This window comes from Enterobacter wuhouensis (assembly GCF_035835995.1).
Classification (GTDB): Bacteria; Pseudomonadota; Gammaproteobacteria; order Enterobacterales; family Enterobacteriaceae; genus Enterobacter; species Enterobacter wuhouensis.
Window position 1 is genome coordinate 1,944,030 of record NZ_CP142124.1, and the last position, 17,157, is coordinate 1,961,186.

The 17,157-nt window shown below is 60.5% G+C and carries 16 protein-coding genes; 8 read left to right on the plus strand and 8 right to left on the minus strand.

Annotation, left to right across the window (positions count from 1 at the left end):
- Entirely contained in the window at positions 1-1,914 is a 1,914-nt protein-coding gene (locus VPX56_RS09280) for a DNA topoisomerase III (protein ID WP_326471285.1), read from the plus strand.
- A 116-nt stretch (positions 1,915-2,030) separates the two neighbouring features.
- Here VPX56_RS09280 and gdhA read toward each other — a convergent pair whose 3' ends face one another.
- The gene (gene gdhA / locus VPX56_RS09285; protein ID WP_131634359.1) at positions 2,031-3,374 is read right to left on the minus strand and encodes an NADP-specific glutamate dehydrogenase; all 1,344 of its coding nucleotides are present in this window, start codon (positions 3,372-3,374) and stop codon (positions 2,031-2,033) included.
- A gap of 214 nt (positions 3,375-3,588) precedes the next feature.
- Between gdhA and VPX56_RS09290 the strand changes: the two genes are divergently transcribed.
- A complete protein-coding gene (locus tag VPX56_RS09290) occupies positions 3,589-3,861 on the plus strand; it encodes a YnjH family protein (RefSeq protein ID WP_326471287.1) in 273 nt (90 codons plus the stop codon).
- On the opposite strand, the gene VPX56_RS09295 is transcribed toward VPX56_RS09290, so the two are convergent.
- Positions 3,821-4,237, minus strand: a complete 417-nt coding sequence (locus VPX56_RS09295; protein ID WP_131634361.1) for a pyrimidine (deoxy)nucleoside triphosphate diphosphatase — start codon at positions 4,235-4,237, stop codon at positions 3,821-3,823. The genes VPX56_RS09290 and VPX56_RS09295 overlap by 41 nt on opposite strands.
- A 75-nt stretch (positions 4,238-4,312) precedes the next feature.
- Between VPX56_RS09295 and VPX56_RS09300 the strand changes: the two genes are divergently transcribed.
- Positions 4,313-4,882 carry a carboxymuconolactone decarboxylase family protein gene (locus tag VPX56_RS09300; protein ID WP_326471290.1) on the plus strand — a complete coding sequence of 190 codons (570 nt, stop codon included), beginning with the start codon at positions 4,313-4,315 and terminating at the stop codon, positions 4,880-4,882.
- Positions 4,875-5,492, plus strand: a complete 618-nt coding sequence (locus tag VPX56_RS09305) for a CDP-alcohol phosphatidyltransferase family protein (RefSeq protein ID WP_326471292.1) — start codon at positions 4,875-4,877, stop codon at positions 5,490-5,492. The genes VPX56_RS09300 and VPX56_RS09305 overlap by 8 nt, the downstream gene beginning before the upstream one ends.
- Here the strand turns inward: VPX56_RS09305 and VPX56_RS09310 are convergent.
- The 6 genes from VPX56_RS09310 to xthA all read right to left on the minus strand — a co-directional run bounded on the left by VPX56_RS09310 (position 5,489) and on the right by xthA (position 11,670).
- Positions 5,489-6,796, minus strand: coding sequence for a sulfurtransferase (locus tag VPX56_RS09310; protein ID WP_326471294.1), 1,308 nt, complete (start codon positions 6,794-6,796; stop codon positions 5,489-5,491). The genes VPX56_RS09305 and VPX56_RS09310 overlap by 4 nt on opposite strands.
- 73 nt (positions 6,797-6,869) lie before the next feature.
- A complete protein-coding gene (locus VPX56_RS09315; protein WP_326471295.1) occupies positions 6,870-7,490 on the minus strand; it encodes an ATP-binding cassette domain-containing protein in 621 nt (206 codons plus the stop codon).
- On the minus strand, positions 7,490-9,025 hold the full coding sequence (locus VPX56_RS09320) for an ABC transporter permease family protein (RefSeq protein WP_326471297.1): 1,536 nt from the start codon (positions 9,023-9,025) through the stop codon (positions 7,490-7,492). The genes VPX56_RS09315 and VPX56_RS09320 overlap by 1 nt, the downstream gene beginning before the upstream one ends.
- Positions 8,998-10,146: an ABC transporter substrate-binding protein gene (locus VPX56_RS09325; protein ID WP_407655131.1), complete on the minus strand. Its 1,149-nt coding sequence runs from the start codon at positions 10,144-10,146 to the stop codon at positions 8,998-9,000. The genes VPX56_RS09320 and VPX56_RS09325 overlap by 28 nt, the downstream gene beginning before the upstream one ends.
- 27 nt (positions 10,147-10,173) lie before the next feature.
- Positions 10,174-10,857 (minus strand): TVP38/TMEM64 family protein, encoded by a 684-nt coding sequence (locus VPX56_RS09330; protein ID WP_326471299.1) that lies wholly within the window; start codon positions 10,855-10,857, stop codon positions 10,174-10,176.
- Between the two features lie 6 nt (positions 10,858-10,863).
- Complete coding sequence (xthA, locus tag VPX56_RS09335; protein ID WP_131634369.1) at positions 10,864-11,670, minus strand: exodeoxyribonuclease III; 807 nt, start codon at positions 11,668-11,670, stop codon at positions 10,864-10,866.
- Between the two features lie 433 nt (positions 11,671-12,103).
- On the opposite strand from xthA, the gene astC reads away from it, so the two are divergent.
- The 4 genes from astC to astB are packed head-to-tail and all read left to right on the plus strand — an operon-like array spanning position 12,104 to position 17,151.
- Positions 12,104-13,324 (plus strand): succinylornithine/acetylornithine transaminase, encoded by a 1,221-nt coding sequence (gene astC, locus VPX56_RS09340; protein WP_326471302.1) that lies wholly within the window; start codon positions 12,104-12,106, stop codon positions 13,322-13,324.
- Entirely contained in the window at positions 13,321-14,355 is a 1,035-nt protein-coding gene (astA, locus tag VPX56_RS09345) for an arginine N-succinyltransferase (protein WP_263609293.1), read from the plus strand. The genes astC and astA overlap by 4 nt, the downstream gene beginning before the upstream one ends.
- Entirely contained in the window at positions 14,352-15,839 is a 1,488-nt protein-coding gene (gene astD, locus VPX56_RS09350) for a succinylglutamate-semialdehyde dehydrogenase (RefSeq protein ID WP_326471305.1), read from the plus strand. Before astA ends, astD begins: the two co-directional genes overlap by 4 nt.
- On the plus strand, positions 15,826-17,151 hold the full coding sequence (astB, locus tag VPX56_RS09355) for an N-succinylarginine dihydrolase (RefSeq protein WP_326471307.1): 1,326 nt from the start codon (positions 15,826-15,828) through the stop codon (positions 17,149-17,151). The genes astD and astB overlap by 14 nt, the downstream gene beginning before the upstream one ends.
- Positions 17,152-17,157 lie beyond the last annotated feature (6 nt).

Sequence of the window (17,157 nt, forward strand, 5' to 3'; positions counted from 1 at the left end):
ATGCGGTTGTTTATTGCCGAAAAGCCGAGCCTGGCCCGTGCCATCGCCGACGTGCTGCCTAAGCCGCACCGCAAAGGCGACGGCTTTATCGAATGCGGCAACGGGCAGGTGGTCACCTGGTGCATAGGTCATCTGCTTGAGCAGGCGCAGCCGGACGTCTACGACAGCCGCTACGCCCGCTGGAACCTGAACGATCTGCCCATCGTGCCGGAAAAATGGCGCCTGCAGCCCCGTCCTTCGGTTACCAAACAGCTCAACGTGATCAAGCGCTTCCTCCATGAGGCTGCCGAAATCGTTCACGCGGGTGACCCGGACAGGGAAGGACAGCTGCTGGTGGACGAGGTGCTGGACTATCTTGAGCTGGCGCCGGAAAAGCGCCAGCAGGTGCAGCGCTGCCTGATCAACGACCTCAACCCGCAGGCCGTCGAGCGGGCGATTTCGCGCCTGCGCGCCAACAGCGAGTTTATTCCGCTGTGCGTCTCGGCTTTAGCCCGCGCCCGCGCCGACTGGCTGTACGGCATCAACATGACCCGCGCCTACACCATTCTTGGGCGCAACGCGGGCTATCAGGGCGTACTTTCAGTGGGGCGCGTGCAGACGCCGGTGCTGGGGCTGGTGGTGCGTCGCGACGAAGAGATTGAAAACTTCGTTGCCAAAGATTTCTTCGAAGTGAAGGCGCACATCGTCACGCCAAAAGACGAGCGCTTTACCGCCGTCTGGCAGCCGAGCGACGCCTGTGAATCCTATCAGGATGAAGAGGGGCGGCTGCTTCATCGTCCGCTTGCCGATCACGTCGTGAACCGCATTACCGGCCAGCCCGCGATCGTCACCAGCTATAACGATAAGCGGGAATCAGAACCCGCGCCGCTGCCGTTTTCGCTTTCTGCTCTGCAGATTGAGGCGGCCAAAAAGTTTGGATTAAGCGCGCAGAACGTGCTGGACATCTGCCAGAAGCTGTATGAAACCCATAAGCTCATCACCTATCCGCGCTCTGACAGCCGCTATCTGCCGGAAGAGCACTTTGCCGGACGCCACTCGGTGATGAACGCCATCGGCGTACACGCGCCGGATCTGCTGCCGCAGTCGGTGATTAATCCCGATACCCATAACCGCTGCTGGGACGATAAAAAGGTGGATGCCCACCATGCGATTATCCCGACGGCGCGCGCCAGCAGCGTCAACCTGACCGACAACGAAGCGAAGGTCTATAACCTGGTTGCCCGCCAGTACCTGATGCAGTTCTGCCCCGATGCGGTGTTCCGTAAATGCGTCATTGAGCTTGAGATAGCCAAGGGCAAGTTTGTCGCCAAAGCGCGTTTTCTTGCGGAAGCGGGCTGGCGCACGCTGCTGGGCAATAAAGAGCGCGACGAGGAGAACGACGGCACGCCGCTGCCCGTCGTCGCCAAAGACGACGAGCTGCTGTGCGAAAAGGGCGAGGTGGTGGAACGTCAGACCCAGCCGCCGCGGCACTTTACCGACGCGACGCTGCTCTCGGCGATGACCGGGATCGCCCGCTTTGTGCAGGATAAAGATCTGAAGAAGATCCTCCGTGCAACCGACGGTCTGGGCACCGAGGCGACGCGTGCAGGCATTATCGAGCTGCTGTTCAAGCGCGGTTTCCTGGAGAAAAAAGGGCGCTATATTCACTCAACCGATCCGGGGCGCGCGTTAATTCACTCCTTGCCGGAGCTGGCCGCCAGGCCTGACATGACCGCGCACTGGGAGTCGATACTGACGCAGATAAGCGAGAAGCAGTGCCGTTACCAGGACTTTATGCAGCCGCTGGTCGGGACGCTTTACCAGCTGATCGATCAGGCGCGCAGCACGCCGGTGAAAACGTTCAGAGGGATGGTTGCACCCGGTGGCGGTGCGAAGAAACCCTTTAAAAAGAGAAAGAGCGCGGCAGCCTCTTAAACCGTAGGCCGGGTAAGGCGCAGCCGCCACCCGGCGAAAAGCAGCGCTGCGGCCTGAAAAAAGCCCGGTGGCGCTAACGCTTACCGGGCCTACAGGGGCGAGAATGCAGCGAAACCTTAAATCACACCCTGCCCAATCATCGCATCCGCTACCTTCACGAACCCGGCGATATTCGCGCCGCGCACGTAGTTGGTCTGCGACGCTTCACCGCCGTACTCCACGCAGGCATGATGAATATCCAGCATGATGTGGTGCAGACGCGCATCCACCTTCTCGGCCTTCCAGCCCATACGCGCGGCGTTTTGCGCCATCTCAAGGCCTGAGGTTGCCACGCCGCCTGCGTTTGCCGCTTTACCCGGCGCAAACAGCACGCCCGCCTCCAGGAAGAGGTCGGTCGCTTCAATGGTGGTTGGCATGTTTGCCCCTTCCGCCACCGCCTTCACGCCGTTGGCAATAAGCGTGCGGGCGGCTTCCACGTCCAGTTCGTTCTGGGTCGCACACGGCAGGGCAATGTCCACCGGCACCGCCCACGGCTGTTTGCCTTCCAGATAGGTCAGGCCAAACTCGCGGGCGTAATCCGCCACGCGGCCGTCGCGGCTGGCTTTGATTTCGCACAGGCGCGCCAGTTTTTCTGCCGTAAAGCCGGCTTCATCCACCACGGTGCCGCTGGAGTCAGAGGCGGTGACCACGCGGGCGCCAAACTGCATCGCTTTTTCGATGGCGTACTGCGCCACGTTGCCGGAGCCGGAAACCGCCACGCGCATCCCCTCAAAGCTCAGACCATGGCGCTTGAGCATCGCTTCGGTAAAGTAGACCAGGCCGTATCCGGTGGCTTCCGGACGGATCAGGCTCCCGCCAAACGACAGCCCTTTGCCGGTAAAGACGCAGGCGCTGTTGTTGGAGAGCTTTTTCATCATCCCGGCCATAAAGCCCACTTCGCGACCGCCCACGCCGATATCACCGGCAGGCACATCGGTGTCCGGACCGAGGTGGCGATACAGTTCGGTGACCAGCGCCTGGCAGAAACGCATCACTTCGCCTTCGCTTTTGCCTTTTGGATCGAAATCGCTGCCGCCTTTGCCACCGCCCATTGGCAGCGTGGTGAGGGCGTTTTTGAACGTCTGCTCAAAGCCGAGGAATTTCAGGATCGACAGGTTTACGGAGGGGTGGAAACGCATCCCGCCCTTAAACGGGCCGATGGCAGAGTTGAACTGCACGCGCCACGCGCGGTTGACCTGCACCTGGTTGCGATCGTCTACCCACGCCACGCGGAACTGGATGACGCGCTCGGGTTCAACCAGACGCTCAAGCAGGGACATTTGACGATAGCGCGGATTTTCTTCAAGGAAAGGCCACAGGGTGGTCATGACTTCACGTACGGCCTGGGCAAACTCGCTTTGGTGCGGGTCGCGCTGCTGAACGTGGGCAAGGAAACTTTCCAGAGAGCGTGTCTGATCCATAGATGTAAGAACCTCTTATCATGCGTAGATGTTTTGTGTTGTTTTTTTGACTATACCACCCGCACCGCTTTGCGAGGCAAGCAGAAATGCAGGGCGAAAGGGAAATTAATGAGCCGGGTTGCGTCATAACAAAAAACGATGACGAGATAAATTAAAGGTTCTGGCCTGGATTACCGTTATAGTCAGTATCAGGACACAACAGGAAGATAAGTCTATGAACCGCTACGTGATGACCGCGTTATGTTTGATGTTTACCGCAGGCGCTCAGGCCGATCGCATTCGTCCGGACGTGGAAGTGAACGTGCCGCCGGAGGTGTTTAGCTCCAGCGGCCAGCGCGCGCAGCCCTGTAACCAGTGCTGCATCTATCAGGATCAGAACTATTCGGAGGGGACCGTGGTAAAAGCGGACGGCGTGTTACTCCAGTGCCAGCGCGATGAACGCACCATCAGCACGAACCCGCTGGTCTGGCGTCGCGTAAAAGAATAAAGGCTTCAAGCAGCGGAATATCCGCCGGGGCCAGGTCGTAGGCGAACGCCTCTTCCGGCGTACACCATACCAGCGCGCTGTGGTAGTGCGCCGTCAGTTTTCCGCTAAACGCGGGAACGTGCCAGGCGTGCAGGTTGATTAACCGCTGCGACACCTCGCGCTGGTGGCTCGCGACGTATTGCGCGGGCTGCGCCTCAATACCCAACTCTTCACGCAGTTCGCGGATAAGGGCCTCGGGCTGGGTTTCTCCGGCTTCGACTTTCCCGCCCGCAAATTCCCACATGCCGGGCTGATCGGCATGGGCAGGGCGCTGTGCCAGTAAGATGTTGTCGTCTTTTTCGATGATGGCGGCAACGACATCGAGTGTTTTCAGCATGGTCGTCAATACTTGATAGCAAAAAAAGACATAGTATCGTGCCCTTTCAAAGAGTCCAGCCATCAGGAGAATCAGGTGAAAGAGACATCCACCTGGGTTAACCCCATCGAAACCCTTCCGTCCAGCCTAAAACCGATTGCCGCTATGCAGAAAAAACGCTTCGGCGCGGTGCTTAACCCTACGCGCTGGTGGGGGCGCATGCCGCGTCTGTTCTGGCTGGTGGCGCTGTTTGTGGGCTTTCTGGAGCGTCGTCAGGCGCGCCTCAGCCCCGCGTTGCGCTCGCTGCTGATGACGCGTGTCTCGCAGCTGTGCCACTGCGCATTCTGTATCGATGCCAACAGCCTGCGGCTGGCCGAGCGCTCGGGAACGCTGGATAAGGTCCAGGCCGTCAGCGGCTGGCACCAGAGCACGCTGTTCAGCGATGAAGAACGCGCCGCGCTGGCGTTTGCCGAGGCGGTCACCGCCACGCCGCCGCAGGTGGATGACGACATAAAAGCACGGCTCAAACGCCACTTTACCGATAACGCCATTACCGAAATGACGGCCCTGATTGCGTTTCAGAATCTCTCCGCGCGCTTTAACGCCGCGCTCGATATTCCCGCGCAGGGGCTTTGCGCCACGTTTAAAGAGAAACCCCATGCTTGATCGTCACCTGCACCCGCGCCTAAAGCCCGCCCTTAACCGCCTGGCATCCGTGCTGGATAAACCCGGCATTTCGCCGGATGGACTGACCCTCACCGGGTTTGCTATCGGCGTGCTTGCGCTGCCGTTTCTGGCGCTGGGCTGGTATCCGGCGGCGCTGATTGCGATTGTCCTGAACCGCCTGCTGGATGGTCTGGACGGCGCGCTCGCACGGCGCAGAGGCCTGACTGACGCGGGGGGCTTTCTCGATATCGCGCTCGACTTTCTGTTCTACGCCCTGGTGCCGTTTGGCTTTGCCCTGGCGGCACCCGCAGAGAATGCGCTGGCCGCGGCCTGGCTGCTGTTTGCGTTTATCGGCACCGGCAGCAGCTTTCTGGCCTTTGCGGCGCTGGCGGCGAAGCATAACATCGATAACCCCGGCTATGCGCACAAGTCCTTTTACTACATCGGCGGGTTAACGGAGGGAACGGAGACCATCGCGCTGTTTGTGCTGTGCTGCCTGTTTCCGGCGCACTTCGCGCTGCTTGCGTGGGCGTTTGGCGCGCTGTGCTGGCTGACCACCACAACGCGCATATGGAGCGGTTACGTGACGCTGAGGTCGCTCACCCCTTAGAGAGAACTTTCGGGCCCGCGTTCGCCGGTGGATACCGGGTTCTGCGGGTGGCTGCTCCATTCGTACCAGCCGCCGTCATAGACCGCGACGTTCTGCCAGCCCATGGCGCGTGCGTACATAAAGGTTTCTGACGCGCGCCAGCCGGTCCCGCAGTAAAACGCCACGTGCTGCTCCGGCAGAATGTGCCAGGTCTTCCACATGGCGGCAATATCGTCGGCGCTGCGCATGGTGCCGTCCGGGTTATGGAAATCTTCCATGTGCGTGGCGTCGCTGCCCGCGTGGCCCCAGCGCGCTCCGGCAATTTCGCCTTTCGGCTTGATGTAGCTGTAGCCGCTGGTTTCACCGATAAACTCCGGCCACGAGCGGATGCTGACCAGCGAAGCATCCTTGCGGTGAAGCATGCCGCGCGCCTGCTCCATATCGACCATCAGCTGCGGCTGTCCGGGGATCGGTGCGCCGAAATCAGGCGCAGGCTTCACGTCTGCTGGCATCCCGCGCTCGACCGGCAGGTTTGCGTCGGACCATGCTTTCCAGCCGCCGTCGAGAATGCGGACATCCTTCACGCCCGCGTAGAGCATAATCTGCGCCACGCGCGCTGCGGCGTAGACGTCGCGACCGTACAGAATGACGGTGGTATCGTGGCGGATACCGTGCTTCGCCATCAGCGCCTTCAGCTTGTTGTCAGAAACTTTGTTCCACAGCGGCTCGCTCTCGACCTCGTTGGTGTCGATATAGCCTGCGCCCGGAATATGGCTGAGCAGGTAAAACTTCGGCGCGCCCCAGGCGGCTTCAATGACCTTCCAGTCGCCCACAGGCGCGGCGGTTACCGGCTTGCCCTGCTGCAGCCGGGAGATCCACTGCGGATAGACCAGCTGTTCAAAATGCGCCAGCCGCTGCAAACGGTCCGGAGCCTGCAGGGCATCGCTGAGAAGCGAGACACGAGAGAATCCGGCTTTCTCCAGACGGTTTTTTACCGCCCGGTTGTCTGCATCGTTACCATACAGGGCGAGCGCTGAGGACGGCGTCAGCCGGTGCTGCTTCGCCCAGCCAGAGATCTGTTCGTCGCTCATTGCGCTAAGCCAGCTGGCGTAGAGGTTCAGCGCGGCAGGTTCATGCCCGGAGGTTCCGCCGGGCGCTAGCGGCCAGCCGTTGTAATAGGCGCTGATACGGGTGTCGATCGCAGCGCCCTGTTGCGCTTGCAGCTGAGCCAGCGTAAGGGTATGGGGCATATCAGCCGCCAGAGAGGAAAATGAGGCGAGGCCGCAAAGCAGGGCCAGCGCGGTCAGTTGAGAAACACGTTTCATCGAAAAACCTGACGTCAGTTAAAGAGGGGGGCATTGTCGTCTCTCCTGGAACGGAAAACATTGCGTTAGCACATTATTGCCAGCGAGAAACCGCAATCACCTCGCCGCCGGGCGGAATATCCTCCTCGTCATGCGTGACCAACACTGCTGGAATATTGCGTGCACGGATGACGTCAAACACCCACGTCCGAAACGAGGCGCGAAGCGTTTTATCGAGACGGCTGAACGGTTCATCAAGCAGTAGCGCCTGCGGTTCGGCAAGCAGGGCGCGCAGCAGGCTTACCCTGGCGCGTTCTCCCCCCGAAAGCGTAGCAGGATCGCCGCCATAGTGGTTTTCAAGCCCGGCAGAGCGTAGCGCCTGCTCAACGGTTTCCCGGCGGGCGCGCCCGCTTACGCGCGAAGGGAGCGCGAGCATCAGGTTTTGCCCGACGCTGAAGTGATCGAACAGCAGGGCGTCCTGAAAGAGGATGCCGATCCCGCGCTTTTCTACCGGGAGCGTATCGCAGCGCCGGTTGTCCAGCCACAGTTCGCCCTGTGCCTGAAAGTCTGCGGAAAGTGCCCCCACCATCCAGGTGAAAAGCGTTGATTTTCCGCTGCCGGAGGGGCCCGTCAGGGTAACGATCTGCCCTTCCTGAACGCTAAAGTTCACCCCGTGAAAGAGTGGCGTAATGGTCAGGTTTTTCACTTCCAGCATTAACGTAATCCTCGTCGATAACGGCCCGCGAGCCGGGAGAGCAGCGCGGCGACGGCATATATGAACCCGGCGATCAGCAGCAGCCCCAGCGCCCGGTTAGCGAGTACGGGAACGCTGCCGCCGCTGCTCAATGCAACGGCCTCCGTCGTGAGGGTGGCGAAACGTCCTGCGCCGAGCCAGAGCGTGGGCATGTACTGCGCCATGCTCACCGAAAAACCGGTGGCAAAGGCCAGCAGGGCCGGGCGCACAAGCAGGGGGCATTTCAGCAGCCAGAACCGCTTAGCGCGTCGCCACCCGAGCGTTCTGGCGGTAAGGATAAGGCGCGGATCGAGCCTGCGCCAGGCCGGCTGCACGATCAGCAGCATCCAGGGAAACACCCACAGCAGGTGGCTCCAGAGGACGGCGATAAACTGCCCGTCAATGCCAAGCGCTAAGGCGACGGTATATTGCCCGGAGACCAGCGGCAGCGCGGGAAGGGCGAGCGGCAGCCAGACCCACAGCGCGCCGCGCGGTGGCCCCCACTCCAGCCAGACGAAGATCAGCCCAAGCGCCAGCAGGCTGGAAAGCAGGCCCAGCGCGAGGCTGGTGGTCACAAGGTCGTACGCGAAAGACGCCCGTCGCGCCAGGAAAAGCAGAATGACTGCACACATTATCCCGCATCCGGGCAGCAGCCAGGAGAGCGACTTTTCCGGGATCGCGACGGTTGAGCAACGACGGATGCCGGAAAGATTGGGTAACGTGCGCCGCCAGAGGCGCCACGCGCCGTAGCCCAGCGCGGCGAGCAGGGCCAGCAGCAGAAGCAAGAGAAGGCACAGCAACATCCCCTTTGCCTGCTGCTGCGCATCGCCCTGGCTGAGCCATTGCCACGCCAGCACCGCCAGCGTCGGGGGATTTCCCGGCCCAAGAATGAGGGATACATCCACAACCGACAGTGACCAGGCGAGTACCGCCAGCATCACCGCGCCCAGTGCAGGGGCAACGGTAGGCAGCATCAGCCAGCACAGCCGCTGCAGGCGACCGTAGCCCAGGGTTTGTAATACCACGTTCTGTTGCCCCAGCCGCGTTTCGGGCAGCGCGGCGTAAATGGCCCACAGCACGAAGGCGCTCTCCTTGACGGCAAGCGTCAACCCGAGCCCGATGCCGTAGCGATCGAGCTGGGGCGAGCAGAAAGAGCAGATCTGATAAAGCACGCCGCCCTCGGCAAACATCAGCAGCGCGCTGGTGGCAAACGCGACGTGGGGAACGGCCAGCAGCCAGGGGAGATGGGTATGCAGGCGACGCCACCGTTCGCCTGGCCAGAGCGCGGCGACGCAGCCCAGGGCAATCACCAGCGCGCCCAGCGTTGCAATCAGCGTGGAGACCAGCGTAGCGGCGAGCGCCTGCGGCAGCTGCGGATCGTCAAACAGGGACTGCCAGTTCGCCAGCGAAAACGCCGGCGCCACCAGCATGACGCCCGCAGGGAAAAGCGGCAGATAGATGGCCGCTATCGCTATGGCTATGAGCCAGCTCAGCGGGTGCCGTAGCGGCGAAGCCATTCCTGCTCCAGTGCGTTAACCCATGCGGCGTGGGGTTCAGGAAGAATGGCCGGTAGCCCGGCGGGCGTATGGGCGAGTAGCGCTTTCGCCTCATCTGCGGGCAGGGGGCGGGCGTCGATGACGCTCGGATCGCCCCAGACGGCAGGGTCGGCCTTGCGGATCTGCGCCTGCGGCGAAAGCAGGAAATTGGCGACCACCTTCGCCCCCGCGCTGGCGCTGGCATTGGCCGGAATGGCGACGAAATGCACGTTGCCTATCATCCCGTCCTGAAAGCCAAAGCTGTAGCTATCGGCGGGCAGCTCACCGCTGGCGACCTTCTGCCGCGTGTGGGAGGGGTTAAACGTCAGGGACAGGTTCAGGCTTCCGCCGGTAAGCAGGGCATCCATCCGGGCGGGTGACGGTGGAAAGTCTTTGCCTTCTCGCCACAGCAGGGGATGCAGCGCGTCCAGATAGGCCCACAGCGGCCCGGTCACCTGCCCGAAGCTTTCATCGGGCGCTTTTTTTAGCGCAGCCGGCTGAATAGTGAGCGTGATAAGCAGCTGCTCCAGGAATGCTGTCCCGGTAAAATCAGGCGGACGCGGGTAGCTCACCTTGCCGGGATGCTGCCGGGCGTAAGCCAACAGCGCCTGCGGATCGGCAGGCGGCGTCGGCATGCTGGTTTCGCGGGCGATGAAGGTCAGCTGAGCGCCGCCCCACGGGGATTCTGCACCCTCGGTCGGGATAGCGAAATCTTCCGTGACCGGCTTACGCGTATCGACGTATCGCCAGTTGGGCAGCGCCTGCGCCCAGCCGGTTTGCAGCAGGTTCGACGCCTTCAGGGTACGGAAATTTTCGCCATTCACCCATAAAAGATCGACCGAACCGTTCTGGGTTTTCCCGGCAGCATGTTCTGTCTGGATGCGCTTAACGGCATCTGCGGCATCCGCCAGGTGAACGATCCTGAGATTGATGGCGTAGTGCGTTTTCACCTCGCCGCTAACCCAGTCGAGGTAGCTATTGACGGCCCGATCGCCGCCCCAGGCGTTAAACCACACGGTCTGGCCTTTGGCCTCTTGCTGAATGGATTGCCAGCTGTCTGCTGAAAATGCCGGAGTTGCCACCAGCAAAGCTGTCAGAAACATGCAAAAACGCACACGGCGCATAATGCCTCACTTATAGGAAGAAGGGATAAAACGGGAAAGCAGCCAGCGAATGACCAGAGGTAATAACCCCAACAGTGTAAAGGCGAATAGCATTCCCGGCGACAAAATATCACGCAGCGACGTCAGGTTTCCCAGCTCCCGCCCGGCGTTCAGAAAGATAACCGTTGCGGGTAACATGGCGATCTGGCTCACCCACCAGTAGCGGCGGACCCGAATGCGCGTCAGCCCCATCAGGAGATTCACCAGGAAAAACGGAAACGCGGGCATCAGGCGAAGGGCAAAAAGATAGCCTGCACCGTCGCGCGCCATGCCGACGTTAACGGTATTCATCTGCGATAAAAAGCGCTGCTGTACCCAGTCGCGCAGCAGATAACGGCTGGCGAGCATCGCCAGCGTCGCGCCAAGCGTAGAGGCGAAAGAGACAACGATTATGCCCTGCCACAGGCTGAAGAGCGCGCCGCCGAGCAGGGTGAGGATCGCGGCCCCGGGGATTGAGAGCGCAGAAACCACGACGTAGAGCGCAAAATAGAGAATCAGGCTTTGCAGTGGATGTTGTTCGACATGCGTCATTAACGCCAGATGATGCGTTTTTACCGCCTCCAGCGAGAGCGTGCCCGGTGGCAATAGCGTGAATGCCAGTAAAAATGCGCCCAGAAGGGCGCACAGGAAGAGTATTTTTTTTATGTTCACGCGGAATTACAGCTTGAATTTAGCCCACACCGGCGCGTGGTCGGACGGCTTTTCCATACTGCGAATAGCGTAGTCGATCCCGGTTTCGACGCAGCGTTCTGCCAGCGGCGCGCTTGCCAGCAGCAGGTCGATGCGCAGGCCGCGGTTGTCGTCAAAGCCTTTTGAACGGTAGTCAAACCACGAGAAGCGATCCTGCGTTTCAGGGTTCGCGCTACGGAAGGTATCCACCAGGCCCCAGTCCAGCAGGCGCTGCATCCACTCGCGCTCTTCCGGCAGGAAGGAACATTTCCCGGTGCGCAGCCAGCGTTTGCGGCTGTCTTCACCAATGCCGATATCCAGATCGGTCGGGCTGATGTTCACGTCGCCCATGATCAGCACCGGGTTCTCTTTCTTCAATTCCGTTGTCAGGTAGTTCTGCAGATCCTGATAAAACTTCGCTTTAGCCGGGAATTTGGTTGGATGGTCGCGGCTTTCACCCTGTGGAAAATACCCGTTGATCACGGTGATATTGCCCAGCGGAGAAGGGATCTCGGCCATGATGATGCGGCGCTGGGCCTCTTCATCATCGCCCGGAAAACCGCGACGAACCGACACCGGCGTCTCTTTGGTCAGCAGCGCAACGCCATAGTGACCTTTCTGACCGTGGTAAAAGACGTTGTAACCGAGCTTTGCCACCTCTTCGAGAGGGAACATGTCGTCGTGAACCTTTGTCTCCTGCAGGCCAATCACATCGGGCTGATGTTGCTCAACAATCGCTTCAAGCTGGTGAGGGCGGGCACGCAGGCCGTTGATATTAAAAGAGACAAATTTCATAGTCGCTGCCAATGCAAGGTGAATAGTGCAAGGATGGTAGCAGAAATTATCCCGTCTGTTATCCGCTTCATCCAATTACTGCGACAGATAATGCCGTTGGTGCAATATTTGCACCATTCTGACGCGCATCGCCCCCGGATGGGGCGTAAACGACCGATAAATTTCGCGAGCGATCACAATTCCAGAATTATATTTGGCCTGTGCATAGTCTTTCTGATTTTCATGCGGCAAAGCGCCGCTTACCGTAAAAATATTCACTTTTTATGCAATAAAAGTGAATAACTCCATATCGTAACCTGTTGATATTCTGTCGCCCATCCCCTTTTATGCATTTTTATCGCTGGCTGGCACGAAGCGTGCAATCTACATTCACAGTGCAAACACTCAATTATTTAACATTTAAACAACCTTTTATTTACCGGATGAGGTCGCTATGTCTCTGTCAATTACGCGTGAAAATTTCGATGAATGGATGATGCCGGTTTACGCACCTGCGGCTTTTATTCCGGTTCGTGGTGAAGGCTCGCGCCTGTGGGATCAGCAGGGCAAAGAGTATATCGACTTTGCGGGCGGGATTGCGGTTAACGCGCTGGGGCACGCTAACCCGGCGCTGCGTCAGGCGCTGAATGACCAGGCGGCGAAGTTCTGGCATACCGGCAACGGCTATACCAACGAACCGGCGCTGCGTCTGGCCAAAAAACTGATCGACGCGACGTTTGCCGAAAAGGTCTTTTTCTGTAACTCGGGGGCGGAAGCCAACGAAGCGGCGCTGAAGCTGGCGCGCAAATATGCGCACGATAAATTTGGCACGCACAAGAGCGGCATCGTGGCGTTCAAAAACGCCTTCCACGGGCGCACGCTGTTTACCGTGAGCGCGGGCGGTCAGCCTTCCTACTCGCAGGATTTCGCCCCGCTGCCGCCGGATATCCGCCATGCCATCTATAACGATTTGCAGTCCGCCAGCGAGCTGATTAATGACACCACCTGCGCGGTGATCGTTGAGCCGATGCAGGGCGAGGGCGGCGTGCTTCCGGCACAAAAAGCCTTCCTGCAGGGGCTGCGCGATCTGTGCGATCGCCATGATGCGGTGCTGATTTTCGATGAAGTGCAGACCGGCGTGGGCCGCACCGGCGAGCTGTACGCCTACATGCACTACGGCGTGACGCCGGACGTGCTGTCGACCGCTAAAGCGCTGGGCGGCGGCTTCCCGATTGGGGCGATGCTGACCACGGATAAATTCGCCAGCGTGATGACCGTGGGCACCCACGGCACCACCTACGGCGGCAACCCGCTGGCCTCCGCCGTGGCCGGGCAGGTGCTCGACATCATCAATACGCCGGAAGTCCTGAACGGCGTGAAGCAGCGCCACGACTGGTTTGTTGAGCGCCTGAACGCCATTAACGGCAAGACGGGGCTGTTCAAAGAGATCCGCGGTCTTGGGCTGTTAATTGGCTGCGAGCTGGCGCCTGAGTTTGCCGGAAAAGCTAAACTTATTTCACAGGAAGCCGCAAAAATGGGCGTGATGGTGCTGATTGCCGGTGCCAACGTGGTGCGTTTTGCCCCTGCGCTGATCGTGAGCGAAGAAGAGGTCAGAACCGGATTAGACCGTTTTGCGCTGGCCTGCGAACAGGTGAAGTCCGGGGTGTCATCATGATGGTTATCCGTCCCGTTGAGCGCGGCGATCTCGCCGGGCTCATGCAGCTTGCCGGAAAGACGGGAGGCGGGCTGACCTCGCTTCCTGCCGATGAAACCACGCTGTCGGCGCGCATTGAGCGCGCCCTGCAGACCTGGCAGGGGACGTTGCCAAAAAGCGAGCAGGGATACGTGTTCGTGCTGGAAGAGACTGATACCGGCACCGTGGCCGGGATCTGCGCCATTGAAGTGGCCGTAGGGCTGAACGACCCGTGGTACAACTACCGCGTCGGCACCATGGTTCACGCCTCGAAAGAGCTAAACGTCTATAACGCGCTGCCAACCCTTTTTCTCTGTAACGACCATACCGGCGCCAGCGAGCTGTGCACGCTGTTCCTCGACCCGGCGTGGCGCAAGGAGGGCAACGGCTATCTGCTCTCCAAATCGCGCTTTATGTTTATGGCCGCCTTCCGCGACCGCTTTAATGAAAAAGTCGTTGCCGAGATGCGCGGCGTGATCGATGAGACGGGTTACTCCCCGTTCTGGGAAAGCCTGGGCGAGCGCTTCTTCTCCATGGAGTTCAGCCGGGCGGACTATCTCTGCGGTACCGGACAAAAAGCCTTTATCGCCGAGCTGATGCCGAAACATCCTATCTATACCCATTTCCTCACCCCGGAAGCGCAGGCGGTAATTGGCGAAGTCCATCCACAAACTGCGCCCGCCCGCGCGGTGCTGGAGAAAGAAGGTTTCCGCTACCGTAACTACGTCGACATTTTTGACGGCGGCCCAACGCTTGAGTGTGACATTGACCGCGTGCGCGCCATCCGCAAGAGCCGTCTGGTGAGCGTGTCTGAAGGACAGCCCGCGCCGGGCGAGTGGCCAGCGTGCCTGGTCTCTAACGAACATTATGACAATTTCCGCGCCATGCTGGTGCGGACCAACCCAAAATGCGAGCGCCTGGTCCTGACCGCGGCGCAGCTGGATGCCCTGAAATGTAACGCCGGCGACACGGTTCGCCTGGTGCGACTCTGCCCCGAGGAGAAAACAGCATGACTTTATGGATTAACGGTGACTGGGTTACGGGCGAAGGCGAGCCGCGGGTAAAAACCAATCCGGTGGGTAAAGAGGTGCTCTGGAAGGGAAGTGACGCCAGCGCCGGACAGGTCGAGCAGGCCTGCCATGCCGCTCGCCGCGCGTTTCCTGCCTGGGCGAAACAGCCGTTCTCCGCTCGCCAGGCGATTGTCGAAAAATTTGCCGGACTGCTGGAGGCGAATAAAGCTGAGCTCACGCGCATCATTGCCTCCGAAACCAGCAAGCCGCGCTGGGAAGCCACCACCGAAGTCACGGCGATGATCAATAAAATCGCCATTTCGGTGAAGGCCTACCATACCCGCACCGGGGAACAGCTGACCGAGATGCCGGACGGCGCGGCGACGCTGCGCCACCGTCCGCACGGCGTGCTGGCGGTGTTTGGCCCGTATAACTTCCCCGGCCACCTGCCGAATGGGCACATTGTGCCCGCGCTGCTGGCGGGGAATACCGTTATTTTCAAACCGAGCGAGCTAACGCCTCTCACGGGTGAAGCGGTGGTAAAACTCTGGGAGCAGGCGGGCCTGCCGCCGGGCGTGCTGAACCTGGTGCAAGGCGGTCGTGAAACCGGGCAGGCGCTGAGCGCGCTGAACGATATCGACGGCCTGCTGTTTACCGGCAGCGCCGGTACGGGCTACCAGCTGCATCGCCAGCTGGCGGGGCAGCCGGAAAAAATCCTGGCGCTCGAAATGGGCGGCAACAATCCGCTGATTGTGGAAGATCCTGATGATATCGACGCCGCCGTGCATCTGACCATTCAGTCGGCCTTTATTACCGCCGGACAGCGCTGCACCTGCGCCCGCCGCCTGCTGGTGAAGCGCGGCGCACAGGGGGATGCGTTCCTGAAGCGTCTGTTAGAGGTGAGCGCGCGGCTGGTACCGGCAAAATGGGATGCCGATCCGCAGCCGTTTATCGGCGGACTGATCTCCGAGCAGGCGGCGCTGAACGTGCTGAAGGCCTGGCAGGAGCACGTTGCGCGCGGGGCGAAAACCCTGCTGGAGCCAAAGCAGGTGCAGGCGGGTACGTCGCTGTTGACGCCGGGCATTATTGAAATGAGCGCGGCAGGCAACGTGCCGGATGAAGAGGTCTTCGGCCCGCTGCTGTGCGTCTGGCGCTACGACGATTTTGATGCGGCTATTGCGATGGCGAATAACACCCGCTACGGCCTGTCGAGCGGGCTGATTTCGCCTCATCGCGAGAAGTTTGAGCAACTCCTGCTGGAAGCGCGCGCCGGGATTGTGAACTGGAATAAACCGCTGACCGGCGCGGCGAGCACCGCGCCGTTCGGCGGCGTGGGCGCATCGGGGAACCACCGCGCCAGCGCGTGGTATGCGGCAGATTACTGCGCGTGGCCGATGGCGAGCCTGGAAACCCCGGCGCTGACGCTGCCGGAAACGCTCAATCCGGGGCTGGATTTTACCAGGGGAGACGCCCATGAAAGCGCGTGAGGTTAACTTTGACGGGCTGGTGGGGCTGACGCACCACTACGCCGGTCTGTCGTTTGGTAATGAAGCCTCGACGAAGCACCGCTTTCAGGTCTCGAACCCGAAGCTGGCGGCAAAGCAGGGGCTGCTGAAAATGAAGGCGCTGTCGGATGCCGGCTTCCCGCAGGCGGTGATCCCGCCGCAGGAGCGCCCGAACGTCGCCGTGCTGCGCCAGCTCGGTTTTAGCGGTACGGATGAGCAGGTGGTGGAAAAAGCGGGTACGCAGACGCCGCACCTGCTTTCGGCGTCCAGTTCCGCCTCCTCGATGTGGGTAGCAAACGCGGCAACCGTCGCGCCGTCAGCGGATACGCTGGATGGCAAGGTCCATCTGACCGTCGCGAACCTGAACAACAAATTCCACCGCGCCACCGAAGCCGAAACCACGGAGCGCGTCCTGCGCGCCATTTTTAAAAATGACGCGCACTTCGACGTGCATCAGGCGCTGCCGCAGGTGGCGATGTTTGGCGATGAAGGCGCGGCTAACCATAACCGCCTGGGCGGCGACTACGGCGATCCCGCCGTGCAGCTGTTCATCTACGGGCGCGAAGAGGGCGGCCAATCTGCGCCCGCGCGCTACCCTGCGCGTCAGACGCTGGCCGCCAGCCAGGCCGTGGCGCGTCTGAACCAGGTCAACCCGTCGCAGCTGATATTTGCCCAGCAGAATCCGCAGGTGATCGACCAGGGCGTGTTTCATAACGACGTCATTGCGGTGTCTAATCGTCAGGTGCTTTTCTGCCATGAGCAGGCGTTTGCCCATCAGGAGAGGTTGCTCGCCACGCTCCACGAACGCGTACCCGGCTTTATGCCGATTCAGGTCCCCACGCAGGCGGTGAGCGTGCAGGATGCGGTAGAAACGTATCTGTTTAACAGCCAGCTGCTGAGCCGCGACGACGGCAGCATGATGCTGGTGTTGCCTCAGGAGTCGCGCAATCATGAGGGCGTATGGCGCTATCTGAGCGAGCTGGTGCAGGCCGATAACCCGATTGATGAGCTGCGCGTCTTCGACCTGCGCGAAAGCATGGCGAACGGCGGCGGCCCGGCGTGCTTGCGTTTGCGGGTGGTATTGACGCAGGACGAAATGCAGGCGGTGAACCCTGCGGTGATGATGAACGACGCGCTGTTTAACGCCCTGAACGACTGGGTAGAGCGCTACTATCGCGACCGGTTAACCCAGGCCGATCTGGTTGACCCGCTGCTGCTGCGTGAAGGCCGTGAGGCGCTGGATGCGTTAAGCACGATCCTGCAGCTGGGATCGGTTTATCCGTTCCAGCGCTAAGGAGAG